The sequence below is a fragment of the Vibrio cyclitrophicus genome, assembly GCF_024347435.1.
In the GTDB taxonomy this organism is placed as follows: Bacteria; Pseudomonadota; Gammaproteobacteria; order Enterobacterales; family Vibrionaceae; genus Vibrio; species Vibrio cyclitrophicus.
The window spans coordinates 1,479,994-1,494,018 of sequence record NZ_AP025481.1; the positions used below are offsets into that span (position 1 = coordinate 1,479,994).

The window sequence follows — 14,025 nt, forward strand, 5'->3', positions numbered from 1 at the left end:
TTTCAGTAATTAACTTTTCTGCGAATAACTTTTTCTGAGGCTAACCTTTCTGTGATTAACCTGAGTTAGGATTTGAATTAGTGCGCGGCTTGCGACATCCAATGTAATAAGTCGAGCGCGGGGTCATACTCTTGAGCTGCTGCCATGCCAATCCAGGTGACAGCCTCCGCTTGGCTGGCTTGAACGCCACTTCCAGAGATATACATCAACCCAAGCTGTGTTTGAGCTTCAGGGCTACCGTTATTGGCTGCGGTGACGAACCACTCCGCGGCTTTTTCATCATTCTGTTCTACGCCATCTCCGCTCAGATATAAGTAAGCGACAGAGAGCTGGGCATCCAATTGCCCTTGGTAAGCTTCATCCAACAGTTGCACGACATCTTGATGCTGCTGTACTTGATCATTTATGGCTTCATTCTCAAAGCTCTCGCTTCCAAAACTTGCCTTGGCAAAAAACAGAACAACCAAAACACCCGCCAAAATCACGGTAGTTAAACGTTTTTCCTCCTCGGGAATAAAGGTCACGACGTCCCTGTTGAATGAATTAGGTGAAAAGTAGGAATGGCGCGATGATGCACAAGCTTGATAGCAATACGTTTTCAATTTTCATAATTGGCTCTCGAGTAATGATTGTTGAGTGAATCATCGACTGAATTAAATGGTCATAACATTCAGTCGATTAAGACAGAGACTTAAATCGCTTTCTCTATGATGGTTTCAATCGTCTGTTTCGAGATTGGGTAGAACTGAAAACAGATGTCTTTTTCAATCGCTTCTGCAATGTTGCTCTTCTCTTGCTCATCAAAGTCCCAGCTGCTGAAACGCTTCATCGCACCCACACTGGTTTGGAAGTTATTTAAGAAATCCAACACTCTCTGGTAAACCATCTCATCGGTTCCCGTAGTGTCGACAGAGAAAGCTTGAGCTAACTTCGCCGCATTCGGCATGTAGAACTCTGGCAGTGCTTCAATCACAACCGGCATTAATACCGTGTTGGCATCGCCATGTGGAATGTGGCTAATCGCACCAAAGGCATGAGCACAGTTGTGAATCGGAATCCCGCCCAAAGACGAATAAAATGCAGAGATCGCCATAGTGCTCGCTTGAAGAAGGTTGCCGCGCGCGGTTAGGTTTTCTGGTTCTTTCAATGCCAAGGGTAAGTTTTCAACAATCAATTTTGCAGCCTGAATACCGTAAGCGTCGGTGAATGCATTACTCATTGGCGAGACAATCGCTTCAACAGCGTGTGTTAGTGCATCCATGGCGGTAGAACGAGTCAGATGATCAGGCAGCTTAGTGGTCACCGTTGGATCAAGGATCGCGATATCAGCTTCCAATCCAGACGCGACTAGACTTGCCTTAATGTTTTCATGTTCATTGTAAAAAACAGCAATCGGAGAGGCTTCTGCGCCCGTGCCAGCCGTTGTCGGAACCGCAATGTGTGGCACTCGAATATCTTCATTGTTTGGCCACACATCCATATGACCGCCGCCCGCAATCACCGTACGGATATCATCTATCTGTTTATGAAATGCGTATTTCACACCTTTAGAAGCATCAATCACACTGCCACCACCAACAGACAAGATCGCATCAGCATTGACGCTGTTTGCAAACTCAATGGCAGCGTTGATGTTGTCGCAAGTCGCGTCTGGCGCGATATCGGTGTACACACCAACAAGTTGAACTGCTTGTTCATTACCTGGCTGGTTCACCTTTTCGTTTACAAACAACGCCGAGAACTGCTCAACAAAACCAAGAGACTCCAAGCCTTTATCAGAAAAGAGCACGACTCTTTGCGCACCTAAGCGACCAAAAAGAGAAGGGATATTTTCAATGCCATTCTCTTGAGCATGAACAATGGTTTTAAGTTGAAAGTTAAAATTATTGGTTGTCATGGTATTTACCTCATTTCTAGTTGATGACTAAACAATAACCAATACAAACCGGTCGGTCTAGAGTGTTAATGTCAAAGATATGTCAATTAAGATCTTTATGGATCATTGCCCCAAAACGAAAAAAGCCCGCAAATGCGGGCTGTAGTAATAAGTTAGTGATCATTAAATAAGTGTCATTGACTCACCATGAGCAACTTATTAGCTATTAACTATTAACTATTAACTATTAACTATTAACGAAGATGAGCTGGCACCTTGCTTTTGTCTCTAGTGTGGTAGTAGTACAGGTAAACTAAAGAGTAGACAGTCACAAATCCATCGAGCGCAAACACACCGCTCCAACCGTAAAACCACTCATAATCGTTGATACATACGTTGTATAAGAATATGCCCACAAACATCGACTTCTCAAATGCACTGTAAATCATGGTCGAAGTACGCAGCGATTTGTACTTCGCCGAGACCATCAACAATATGCCGATACAACCGACCATAACGCCCCAGTGCTGATATGTACCCATCAAATACGTGCTACTTTCCAACATCGTATCGTTGTACGAGAACAACGTCTGCATGCTCCAGTCCGGTGCCAGAAAGGTGGAAAAAGCAGTGGCAGTCAAGAATCCCGTGATCATCAAATACGACTTTATGGTTCTTTCAAAAAAACGTTCCAACATAAATAGCCTCTTATATAAATTTTTAATAATGAATAACGTAATATCAGGTATAACTTACTTGCCTAGCATGCTCATCACAGCTGCTTTTAATTCGTTGTCTTCTCTTGAAAACAGATGCTTAACTCGATGATCTAAGCCCGTTTCCAAAACTGTTTTTGCATGAGAGAAAGTCAGAAAACCTTCTTTACCGTGATAATTACCCTGCCCTGATTCACCAATGCCACCAAACGGCGCATCATCAACGGCTAAATGGAAAACGCAGTCATTGATACACATTCCGCCGGAATGAACTTGGTGCTTAACCTGAGCCTGTAAACTCAAATCAAAGCTCATCAGGTAGAGTGCTAACGGCCTTGGTTTGCTATTGATGACTTGGAGCGCCTCTTCGATATTGCGATACGTAATCAAGGGTAATAGTGGGCCGAAAATCTCTTCGTTCATCACCTTGGATGACAGGCTTGGTTCAACAATCAGGTGCGTCACCAAGCGGTGGTTATCTAAGTCCATCGCTTCGTCATGGCAAGCGACGGTTCGCGTTCCAGCTTGTCGTTCTTCATTCAACAAACCCACTATCCGGTCGCATTGACGAGGATTGATTAGGGACGTCAAACTCTCGGAATACACCCCTTCATCGAACAGCAATTGGTACTGTTTTTTATACTCTTGAATGAAAGATTCAACTTTCCCTTCAGGTAGCAATACATAGTCAGGAGCCACACACACCTGCCCGTTATTGAGGCTCTTACCATAAATGATTCGCTCAACCGCGATATCAATTGGCATGTCTTCTGCAACGATAACCGGTGACTTACCGCCTAGCTCTAGCGTGACTGGAGTTAGCGTGTCAGCCGCTGACCTCACCACTTGGCGACCCACTTGGGTTGACCCCGTAAACAGAAGATGATCAAACGGCAATGCCGAAAATGCGGCTGCGATTTCTACCTCACCTTCAACCAAGCACACCTCATCAGCATCAAAAACTTCCGCCAATAGTGCTCTTAATACTTGATTTGTTTCTGGGGTAAATTCGCTCATTTTTATCATTGCGCGATTGCCTGCCGCCAGAGCCGATATAAGCGGGCCAACCGACAGCATAATTGGAAAATTCCACGGGGCAATGATCCCTACCACGCCTTTAGGTTGATAAACTACTTCAATACGAGAAGTTGAAAGCAAAGGGCCCGAATGACGAATCGAAGATGTCGACCAATGAGGCAAACACTCAATGCTGTAATTAATATTCCCGATGCAAGGCAATATGTCAGCCACCAATGTGTCTTGTCGACTGCGGTGACCATAGTCCTCACTTACCGCGACACACAAACGGTCTGTGTAATCGATGAGAGCAGATTTCAGCGCAAGCAACTGTTCTATTCTCACCGGCACAGTGGGCATCGGATCATCTGCAAAAGCGTCCTGCATATTCTTCAACGTCTCTGTCATTTGTGTAGCCGTCAATTCATGTTTCATACATCACCTCGTGGTTAATATAAGCACACAATAATCCAAAACAAACCGGTCGGTCCACAAGTTTATTGTCAGAGAATCGTCAATATGTTTTTGAATACCAGAAAAGAGGCATTCAAAAGCTGGGAATAGATCAGGGGCGTTTAAATAAAAATACGTAACTAATAACTGAGGGATAATTAGAAGATTTTGAATGGCGGGATCAAAAATGGCCGCTGAATGCGACCATTTGATAATTATTTAAGTTTTTGTTTTAAATATACAATTTAAAACTAACGTTAGCTCTTAGCTACGTTTGCAATGCCTTCAAGTTGAAGTACTGGAGCAGCATCGATATCTTCTGCGTTCATCATAGATGAGACTCGCTGCATCGAAGAAAGCAGTAAACTTTGCTCCCACGGCTCAAGGTTTTGGAATTTTTTCACGAAGTTATCTTGTAGCGGCGGTGGTGCATTGCTCAACAACTCTTGACCCTTTTCAGTCAGGTTTGCGTGTACTTTGCGTCGATCAGATTCACTACGTACTCGTTGTACATAGCCGTTCAATTCTAAGCGATCGATGATTGTAGTCGTGGTTGCTTGACTCACATTAGTTTGATTAGACAACTCTTTGATCGTCACATTACCCATCTCTTGGATTGCTCTCATTAAGATTAATTGAGGGCCAGTCAAACCATACTCTTTACTCAGCTTTTTCGAGTGTAAATCGATAGCGCGAATAATTTGGCGAATAGCGACCAGGATTTCGTCATGTTTGTCCAAGATGCAGACCTTTGTACTAATATACTGTGAGTGGATTTACAGTATCGAAGCAATGAAATGTCCTGAACTCTTGAGTCAGGTGCGTTCGAATTACACTGTAAATTGATAAATTACTTCATTAATTTTCCGCATTGTACTGATGTTCATACTATTCTCAATCTTTTCTATGCATCTGAATCTGCGCAGACCAACACTTTTGCTCAATAAGAGCCGATTTTTATTTATATAACAAAGAAAAAAGTAACCAAAATCACAAACATTGGTAGAGAAAAAGATTTTATAATCAAATAGGTAGAGAGATTACCATTGTCTCACTACCTATTTTATCTCTTAGAGAACAAATTATCTCAACTCAAACCATTAAGCGGCATTATTAAGTTGAAAATTACCTGTAAGAGCGCTGTAAAACTCACTGTTGTCCAAGATCCCGACCAACAGATCGTCTTCGACAAGCAAAATGGGATGATTGCTGATCTGTTTCAGCTTAATGGCATCACGCATACCGATCTCTGGGCTTGCCACCACAACACTCGACGCGTTGATTGCGGTCAAGTCATCAGACTCACTCCACTTAACAAGAGCCAAAGCGGATTCACCTTTTACAGATAAAATACCTTCATTCAGTTCAATCCATAGATCTTTTGCATCACAGATCTTCCAACTGTCATTCTCTTGTGTCAATGATCCAAGAGGCTGCATTAATGAACGACCTTTAAGTACGTTCAATGGGTTGGTGTGGGCAACGAAGTCTTTTACGTATTCGGTTTTTGGCGTTAATACGATCTCTTCTGGTTTACCGTGTTGGATCAGTTGACCCGATTCCATGATCGCAATGTTGTTACCAATTTTTAACGCTTCATCAAGGTCATGGCTCACGAATAAAATCGTTTTATTAAGCTTGCTTTGCAATGTAAGCAGTTCATCTTGAAGCTGTGCTCGAATCAGTGGATCAAGCGCGGAGAAAGGTTCATCCATCAACAGAATGTCTGTGTCCATCGCAAACGCTCGCGCCAAACCAACACGTTGCTGCATGCCGCCAGAAAGCTCATGAGGGAATTTGGTTTCCCATTCAGCTAAACCAACCATCTCTAACTGTTCACGCGCCTTTTCACGACGAACATCTTTGGCTACGCCTTGCATTTCAAGACCAAATGCCACGTTATCTAACACGGTTAACCAAGGCATCAGTGCAAACTTTTGAAATACCATTGATACGCGGTGAGTACGTAAGTGACGAAGAGTCGCTTCGTCACATTGCTCGCCTAAGTCCACCAGTTTATCGCCATCTTTGATTGCTAAAGAACCTCGGCTAATTTCATTCAAACCGTTTACAGCGCGAAGCAGTGAAGATTTACCCGAGCCCGACAAACCCATCAATACACATATCTCGCCCTCTTTAACCGTCAACGACACATTATCCACACCAACAACTTGACCAGTCTCATCGATAATCTCTTGGCGAGTTTTACCTTGGTCTAGAAGTTCAAGTGCTTGATTGGCTTTATTACCGAACACGACATCAAGGTTTTTGATGGTAATCGCGTCCACTGCAGTCTGCTCTTGAGAATTCGCTTTATGTTCTTGAGACATAGCGTTATTTACTAAAGACATGATTAAGCTTCCTTCTGGTTTGGTGTCTTACACAAGCGATCAAGAATAATAGCGACCAGTACAATCGCCAGTCCGGCTTCAAAGCCTTGTGAAATGTTCACTGTGTTTAGCGCTCGAACCACAGGTTTACCCAGGCCGTCAGCACCAACAAGAGCCGCAACCACTACCATAGAAAGCGATAACATAATGCACTGCGTTACGCCTGCCATGATGCTTGGAAGCGCGGCTGGAAGTTCTACTTTTAACAACAACTTCATGCGGCTTGCACCAAAGGCTTTACCCGCTTCAATCAACTCTTCAGGGACTTTAGTCACCCCCAAATAGGTCAAACGAATCGGCGCGGCTATCGCGAAAATAATGGTCGAGATTAAGCCTGGAACGATACCTAAGCCAAATAGAACCAAAGTCGGAATCAGATAAACGAAGGTTGGAACGGTCTGCATTAAATCTAAGATCGGGCGCAACAGCGTGTATAGCCAAGGACGGTGAGCCGCCATAATGCCAACCGGTACGCCAATTAATACGGAAATCGTTGTCGCCGCAAAGACGAGAACAAAGGTTTCCAGCATTTCTTGCCAATAGCCAAGGTTGAGGATCGTCAGAAGCGCGGCGACGACGAAGATCACCAAAGACAGTTTGCGATGTAGATACCATGCAAGGGCTGCCGTAATAACAATAGGTAATGCAGGAGGCATCCACTTAAATACATCGACTAAAAACAGAATAACGGTTTCTAAAAAGATAGAGACAGCGTCAAAAAAGCCTGCTGCGTTGATTGTTAACCAGTCAACGCCAGCTTCCATCCATTGTCCGACAGGGATTTTGTTTTCCGTAATAAAATTCACAATATTGCCTTTCATTATTGGTGAGCCGAAGCTCACCTTTATTATTTATGTAGCTGTTGAGATAGGTAGAACTAAGCTTTTACTTGCTTTAGGTATTCAGTAACGGCTTGAGTTGCTGATTCACCTTTATGTGTTTTTACGTTGTCTAACCAAGCTTCAACTTGTTGTGGATTGTTGATTAACCATTGTTGAGCGGCTTGTTCTGGCTTAGCTTTCTGGTTAAGAATCTCTTCCATCAACTGGTTTTCCATCTCTAGAGTGAACTCTAGGTTTTGCAGAAGCTGCCCCACATTTGAACACTCTGACAAATAGTTTGAACGAACGTTGGTGTAGACATTCGCACCACCATAGTTCGGGCCAAAGAAGTCGTCACCACCAGCAAGGTATTCCATTTCAACATTACTGTTCATTGGGTGAGGAGCCCAACCAAGGTAAACAATCCATTGGCTGCGACGTGCCGCACGCGATACTTGAGATACCATGCCAGCTTCACTTGATTCCACTAGGCTGAAGTCTTTCAAGCCAAACGCGTCAGAATCAATCATTGATTGGATTAAGCGGTTACCATCGTTACCCGGCTCGATACCGTAGATACGATCTTTAAATTTGTCGGCATGTTTTGCTAGGTCTGCAAAGCTTTTTACACCTGCGTCGTATACGTACTTAGGTACAGCTAATGTGTATTTTGCACCTTCAAGGTTGGCACGAACTGTCTCTACAGTGCCCGCTTCACGATACTTAGCAATATCGCCTTCCATGGTTGGCATCCAGTTACCTAGGAACACGTCAATGTCACCATTCGCCATTGAAGAGTAAGTCACCGGTACAGAAAGTAGGTCGGTTTTGGTTTTGTAACCAAGGCCTTTTAATAGTTCAGAAGTAACGGCGGTTGTTGCAGTAATGTCTGTCCAGCCCACATCAGCAAAGCGAACGTTTTCACATTGTTGTGGCTCTACTGAAGCGTTAGCGTAAGCACTGAACGCGAATGAACTGATGGCTAATGTTACTAATGCCGTTTTTGTAGCGGTCTGTTTATGTTGAGTCGTCATAATGATTCCTTTTTATCTTTCCTTGTTCTGCCCTAACTCATACTAATCAGGGCAATTTTGCTGACTTTTAACTAATTTTTGTTGTTACTATTTTTATTATTACTGATTTTTCTATTTTCTATTCAATAACAGAGACTTACACTTCTCTTACTGGTTTATCTGTTCTTTGTTTGTCTTCCCACTCAGGAGCAATCCACACTGGAACATCCTGCTCTTTAAGCATCGGCTTACCAAGAATCAAATCGGAAGCGCGCTCGGCAACCATAATGGTTGGGGCGTTCAAGTTTCCATTTGGAATAGTTGGGAAAACAGACGAGTCGACAACACGCAGATTATCAATACCGCGAACACGGCACTCCTCATCAAGCACTGCCATTGGATCGTTATCAGCCCCCATTTTGCAGCCACATGAAGGGTGATACGCGCTTTCAACGTTCTGCTTAACCCATTCATCAATCGCTTCATCGGAAGTAATATTTAGACCAGGCTGAATCTCTTCGCCTCGGTAAACGTCCATCGCAGGTTGAGACAAAATCTCACGCGTCAGACGAATACAATCGCGCCAATCTTGGCGGTCTTGCTCGGTCGAGATGTAGTTGAAAATGATCTCTGGCTTGGCATGCGGATCAGCCGAAGTGATCGCAACCGTACCGCGACTTTCAGGCTTGTTAGGCCCAACGTGAACTTGGAAACCGTGACCATCAAAAGCCGCTTGACCGTCATAACGCATAGCTGCTGGTAGGAAATGGTATTGAATATTCGGCCACTTCAATCCTTTGCGTGAACGAATAAACGCACATGATTCAAAGTGGTTAGTAGCACCCAAACCTTTACGAGTCAGAATCCATTCCGCGCCAATCATGCCTTTGCTAACTAAACCAAGCTTACTGTTAAGCGTGATGGGTTCGTTACAGTGGTATTGGAAGTACACTTCTAGGTGGTCTTGTAGGTTTTCACCGACGCCACTGAGTTCGTGTTTCAGCTCTACACCAGCCTTTTCAAGCACGGCTTTCGGGCCGATACCAGAAAGTTGCAGCAGTTGAACAGAACCGATAGAACCGGCAGAAGAGATCACTTCTTTGTTCGCGACCGCGACTTGAGTATTGCCTGACTTTTCAAACTCGACACCGACTGCTTTCAGACCTGATTGGCCAGTTGAGTCTTGTGCTTCAAGTAAGAAACGGCGCGCCACGATGCCCTTCTTCAAGGTCAGGTTTGAACGCTTCAATGCTCGACGTAGATAAGCGTTAGAGGTTGAGGCTCTCACTCCCTTGTCTACCGTCATATGCATGGTGCCGAAGCCTTCTTGCTGGTAGCCGTTATAGTCTTGTGTTTCCGGGTAACCAGCGTCTTTACCTGCATCAATGAATGCTTGGTAAAGCGGGTTCAGATCCATATCGTTACCGTTACAAGTGCCTACTGGGCCATTGTCGCCACGGTATTGATCGCCACCTTTGTTCCATGATTCAGCACGGCGAAAATAAGGCAAACACGCTTGATAATTCCAACCGGCAGCACCCTCTTCTTCCCACTGGTCGAAGTCACAAGCATGACCACGCACGTAAACCATGCCATTGATTGATGAGCTACCACCTAACACTTTGCCGCGTGGGCAGTGCAGTTCACGTCCATCAAGGCCTGGCTCTTGTTGAGTCTCAAACTGCCATGCATATTTTTCAGTATTCATCGGGTAGGAAAGCGCCGTTGGCATTTGGATAAAAATGCTCTTATCCGTACCACCCGCTTCCAGTAATAAAACGCTATGTTCACCGCTTTCCGTTAGCCTATCCGCTAACACACAGCCGGCCGAACCCGCGCCGACGATAATATAATCGTAGCGTTGTTCCATATTTTAAGTTCCCTGAGATGAGTCAGTGAGGCTAGCTCTTTTAAGCTAGCCTGTTGAATTAAGTTTTACGCGTTAGGCATAAGGGCTGGCGTAATCGCCTAGCTCAATAAGAATGCTCTTCGTTTGCGTATAGTGGAGTAGAGTTTCTGGGCCATTTTCACGACCAACACCCGAAAGCTTGTAGCCACCAACAGGCATTTCTGCAGGTGAGTCACCCCACGTATTAACCCAACAAATACCTGCCTGCATTTGATGAATAACACGGTGAGCACGAGAAAGGTTTTGCGTGAACACGCCAGCAGCCAGGCCGTACTTAGTATCGTTAGCACGACGAATCACATCGTCTTCATCAGTGAACTTCAACACCGACATTACAGGGCCAAAGATCTCTTGTTGGACGTGTGGCATGTTGTCTTCGCAGTCCACAAACACGGTTGGGACAACAAAGTTGCCGTTCGCTAGCCCGTTGTCAGTCACTTGATAACCGCCAGTCAGCAATGTTGCGCCAGACTGTTTTGCTAGCTCAATCGCTTCAAGAACTTTTGAAAGGTGCTCTTTAGAAATCAACGCACCAATTTGAGTCTCCATGTCCATTGGATCACCAATGATCAGTTTTTCAGTGCGTGTCTTAAGTTGGTCGATAAAATCGTTGTAGATGTTTTCGTGTACATAAACACGAGTACCATTGGTACACACTTCACCTTGGGTGTAAAAGTTTGCGACCATAGAAGCGGAAACCGCATCACCCAATTTCGCATCATCAAACACGATCATTGGCGATTTGCCACCAAGTTCCATGGTCACCGATTTAAGCGTCTTAGCGCTATCCGCCATCACAGCCTTACCAGTGCCGGTTTCACCTGTGAAAGACACTTTAGAGATGTCTGGATGAGCCGTTAGCATTTGGCCGACACGGTAGTCACCCTGAACCACGTTAAATACACCATCTGGAAGGCCTGCTTCGGTAAATATCTCAGCAAGCTTAAGTGCCGTTAGCGGGGTTTCTTCGGAAGGTTTGAAAATCATCGCATTACCCGCAGCCAATGCCGGAGCCGATTTCCACATCGCGATTTGAATTGGGTAGTTCCACGCGCCAATACCGGCACAGATGCCAAGCGGTTCACGACGAGTGTAGAAAAATTGAGATTCACTAAGGGGTTGTTGATCGCCTTGAAGTGTAGGAGCGAGGCCTGCGAAGTATTCAATCACATCGGCACCAGACGCTACATCTACTTCAATCGCTTCTTGCAGTGGCTTACCCGTGTCAACAACCTCAAGGTTTGCAAGGTCATCATTTCGAGCTCTAAGTATCGCTACCGCTTTCAAAAGAATACGACTGCGTTCCATGGCCGTCATTGCTGACCATACCGCAAATCCACGTTTCGCAGATTCAATAGCGCTATCCACGTCCGCTGAAGAGGCTTGGCCTAACGTTGCGATAGGTTCGCCGTTTGCCGGGTTGATACTATCAAAGGTTTCACCAGACGTAGCTTTAACCGCTGCGCCATCGATGTATAACGAGTTCATTTCCATTTGAGATTCTGACTTAATTATTGTTATTAGACTCTGCTGGTCTATGTGTGAGTATTTATCGTTCAAGTACTATGATTGCAATGCGACGACCACGTTCTATGCGGTGTTACACGAGTAAAACGTCAGTTGTTTATCAAGATAATCATTGATGATGGCACGAGCCTTTTGAGCATCGATACCTTCAGGGTTTAACGTGCCTCTCAGCCATAACCCATCAATCAGAGAAGCAATCCCGTGAGCAACGAGATCCGCCTGTTCATGACTCAAAATACCTTTCAACTCAAGACGCAGATGTGAAATCAAACGTTTTTCATTTACACGCTGTAGTCTCTTCAATTGTTGGTCATGCATTGAATAGGACCAAAATGCCAACCATGCCTTCGCGACTTTATTTTCGGCTTGGTAACCTTCGAAGTTACCATCGATGATCGCGTTTATTCTCTGTTGGTGAGCATCAACAGGAAGCGCTTTTAGTGAAGTCGTGATGGTGTTGGATAATTGGCGAAGGATTTCACGCATCGTCTCTTCGAGCAGACCGTGTTTCCCACCAAAATAGTGATTAATGATACCTGTAGACACGCCCGCTTCTTTGCTGATCAACGCAATACTCGCGGCGTGTAAACCCACTCGGTCAATCACCGTCATGGTGGCTTGAACAAGCTGTGGTTTACGTATGTCAGGCATCCCAACCTTCGGCATTTCTCAGTCCTTTTATTTTATATTGAACGTTCAGTTAAATATAAAATGACAGAAATTTAGTTAGGGTTCAAATGATTATTTAAAACAAACCCGTAACAACACAGCATTCAAAACGATTAAATACCCATTAAAACATATACTTAAATATCATTTAGACCACTAATGAAATTAATTAAAGATTTGAGGTGTGATGGTTATTGGTCGAAAGTTTTTAGCGAAAAAGAGTAAAAATCAATCAGGTTAACGATATTTAGAACCTCGAGTAAAAACCTTAAAGTAGTGTTTGATGCAGGAAGGATATAAAGTGAAAAAGTGCATAAAAAAAGGTTGATAATGACCAAACCATTATCAACCTTTACGGAGCTTTGAATCTAAAGCGATGAATCTACCTAGGCTCACTCAATACGTGTAATGAACCCATACTTGTCAGAATCGGCCTTTGTCATCCAGTGTTCACCCGAAGCAGGGGCAGAATCTAAAGTGAAGATGTAGAAGTCGATCCCTTTGTCTCCCATGACCTTTTTAAAGTAGGTCGCTTGCTTGCGATGGCTTTCGTTGGTGTATGGGAATTCTTTAGCTGTTTTATCACCCTCAGCCCAGCTATGAACGCCCACTTGCTTATTTAGCTCAATGGCTTTGGTGGTATCTGCTCGTTGTAAAACTCGTGGGTTACCCGCCGCGAACAGATCCGTGCCGCCAGAGAACACCGAACCCGTTGGAGTAACGATTGTGGTCATATTGTTGCTATTGATCATGCGACCGGTGTACATGTTGATATCATCATCAGCACTGCCACCAATATGGTTATTAAATTTCAAGATCATTTCACTGCCTGGGTATAGCTTAACGATATCGAAAAGCTGCGAATAAGTTGTAACCCCAAGAGTAGAAGTAATTCGCTCGACAGCGCCAGTGTTCTGGAGTACATCACGGTAAAATGCGTTAAAGGCAAATGAAGTAATGATAGTGACTTTGTTACCATTTTTAGTTTTGCTCAGAATCGTAGAGCCAAGACTCGTCACGTATTGCGACATCTCATTGTGATACTCAAGCTCAACCGCTTTTTTACTGGTCGCGCTCGTTTGAATTAACGTAGTTTCATTAGAAACAGAGCGCAGCGCAGTACCGCAGTCAAAGGAGTCATAAAAATTACCCTCACTGTAAATCGCACAGTCATCGACTCCTGCATCAGGAAGATACAGATCAACGCTCTGACCTAGGCGACTTGCTAGCCTTACCACTTTTTGCTTATCACTGATGTCTTCAGCAAACTGAATATTTTCATACAGCACACCATCGTAGGTGAGTTTCATGGATTCTTGGAGATCTTGCCTCTCTTGATATAACTCACCCAATTTAGCCGATGAAAATACATAATCGGCCTTAGGTTTCATTTGCACTTTGTTTGCCGCTTTACCCGAGTTAGAGCTTGAATTACAGCCCGCTAAGAGAATCAAAGGTAATGCTAGTAAAATCTTTTGATAGTGGTTCATGCCGTTTTCCCAAAATATTTGATAGGGAAATTCTATTATTTAGCCCCCGAACTATCTGTCTTGAGAATGTAAGAGTATGTATGTTCTTTTTGAACATTGTTTTTTATTTTCCTATTAATTTCATATCAGCATTGAACTAGCTTA

12 protein-coding genes are annotated in these 14,025 nt (G+C 44.1%); all 12 read right to left on the bottom strand.

The features are described 5' to 3' along the window. Positions 1 to 77: 77 nt before the first annotated feature. Positions 78 to 515 carry a tetratricopeptide repeat protein gene (locus OCW38_RS21340; RefSeq protein ID WP_065099347.1) on the bottom strand — a complete coding sequence of 146 codons (438 nt, stop codon included), beginning with the start codon at positions 513 to 515 and terminating at the stop codon, positions 78 to 80. Between the two features lie 176 nt (positions 516 to 691). Then, positions 692 to 1,897: an iron-containing alcohol dehydrogenase gene (locus OCW38_RS21345; protein WP_016798644.1), complete on the bottom strand. Its 1,206-nt coding sequence runs from the start codon at positions 1,895 to 1,897 to the stop codon at positions 692 to 694. 233 nt (positions 1,898 to 2,130) lie between these two features. Next, positions 2,131 to 2,574: a hypothetical protein gene (locus OCW38_RS21350; RefSeq protein WP_065099299.1), complete on the bottom strand. Its 444-nt coding sequence runs from the start codon at positions 2,572 to 2,574 to the stop codon at positions 2,131 to 2,133. Between the two features lie 54 nt (positions 2,575 to 2,628). Beyond that, positions 2,629 to 4,044 carry a coniferyl aldehyde dehydrogenase gene (locus OCW38_RS21355; RefSeq protein ID WP_016792211.1) on the bottom strand — a complete coding sequence of 472 codons (1,416 nt, stop codon included), beginning with the start codon at positions 4,042 to 4,044 and terminating at the stop codon, positions 2,629 to 2,631. Between the two features lie 275 nt (positions 4,045 to 4,319). Beyond that, positions 4,320 to 4,802 (bottom strand): MarR family winged helix-turn-helix transcriptional regulator, encoded by a 483-nt coding sequence (locus tag OCW38_RS21360; RefSeq protein ID WP_010432019.1) that lies wholly within the window; start codon positions 4,800 to 4,802, stop codon positions 4,320 to 4,322. Positions 4,803 to 5,162: 360 nt separating this feature from the next. Next, a complete protein-coding gene (choV, locus tag OCW38_RS21365; protein ID WP_016768997.1) occupies positions 5,163 to 6,413 on the bottom strand; it encodes a choline ABC transporter ATP-binding protein in 1,251 nt (416 codons plus the stop codon). 2 nt (positions 6,414 to 6,415) lie between these two features. Further along, positions 6,416 to 7,258, bottom strand: a complete 843-nt coding sequence (choW, locus tag OCW38_RS21370) for a choline ABC transporter permease subunit (RefSeq protein ID WP_261896054.1) — start codon at positions 7,256 to 7,258, stop codon at positions 6,416 to 6,418. A 71-nt stretch (positions 7,259 to 7,329) separates the two neighbouring features. Then, positions 7,330 to 8,307 carry a choline ABC transporter substrate-binding protein gene (locus tag OCW38_RS21375; protein ID WP_016768995.1) on the bottom strand — a complete coding sequence of 326 codons (978 nt, stop codon included), beginning with the start codon at positions 8,305 to 8,307 and terminating at the stop codon, positions 7,330 to 7,332. A gap of 136 nt (positions 8,308 to 8,443) precedes the next feature. Then, entirely contained in the window at positions 8,444 to 10,156 is a 1,713-nt protein-coding gene (betA, locus tag OCW38_RS21380; protein WP_010432031.1) for a choline dehydrogenase, read from the bottom strand. A gap of 72 nt (positions 10,157 to 10,228) precedes the next feature. Then, on the bottom strand, positions 10,229 to 11,689 hold the full coding sequence (gene betB, locus OCW38_RS21385; RefSeq protein ID WP_016768994.1) for a betaine-aldehyde dehydrogenase: 1,461 nt from the start codon (positions 11,687 to 11,689) through the stop codon (positions 10,229 to 10,231). Between the two features lie 96 nt (positions 11,690 to 11,785). Beyond that, complete coding sequence (gene betI, locus OCW38_RS21390; RefSeq protein WP_010432037.1) at positions 11,786 to 12,388, bottom strand: transcriptional regulator BetI; 603 nt, start codon at positions 12,386 to 12,388, stop codon at positions 11,786 to 11,788. 395 nt (positions 12,389 to 12,783) lie between these two features. Next, positions 12,784 to 13,881: a hypothetical protein gene (locus OCW38_RS21395; RefSeq protein WP_010432039.1), complete on the bottom strand. Its 1,098-nt coding sequence runs from the start codon at positions 13,879 to 13,881 to the stop codon at positions 12,784 to 12,786. Between the last annotated feature and the right edge of the window lie 144 nt (positions 13,882 to 14,025).

What these genes read in the sequence shown, in the direction of transcription:
- choV (WP_016768997.1), bottom strand. Translation starts at nt 6,413, where the DNA reads ATGTCTTTAGTAAATAACGCTATGTCTCAAGAACATAAAGCGAATTCT.
- OCW38_RS21375 (WP_016768995.1), bottom strand. Translation starts at nt 8,307, where the DNA reads ATGACGACTCAACATAAACAGACCGCTACAAAAACGGCATTAGTAACA.
- betA (WP_010432031.1), bottom strand. Translation starts at nt 10,156, where the DNA reads ATGGAACAACGCTACGATTATATTATCGTCGGCGCGGGTTCGGCCGGC.
- OCW38_RS21355 (WP_016792211.1), bottom strand. Translation starts at nt 4,044, where the DNA reads ATGAAACATGAATTGACGGCTACACAAATGACAGAGACGTTGAAGAAT.
- betI (WP_010432037.1), bottom strand. Translation starts at nt 12,388, where the DNA reads ATGCCGAAGGTTGGGATGCCTGACATACGTAAACCACAGCTTGTTCAA.
- OCW38_RS21395 (WP_010432039.1), bottom strand. Translation starts at nt 13,881, where the DNA reads ATGAACCACTATCAAAAGATTTTACTAGCATTACCTTTGATTCTCTTA.
- OCW38_RS21350 (WP_065099299.1), bottom strand. Translation starts at nt 2,574, where the DNA reads ATGTTGGAACGTTTTTTTGAAAGAACCATAAAGTCGTATTTGATGATC.
- OCW38_RS21345 (WP_016798644.1), bottom strand. Translation starts at nt 1,897, where the DNA reads ATGACAACCAATAATTTTAACTTTCAACTTAAAACCATTGTTCATGCT.
- betB (WP_016768994.1), bottom strand. Translation starts at nt 11,689, where the DNA reads ATGGAAATGAACTCGTTATACATCGATGGCGCAGCGGTTAAAGCTACG.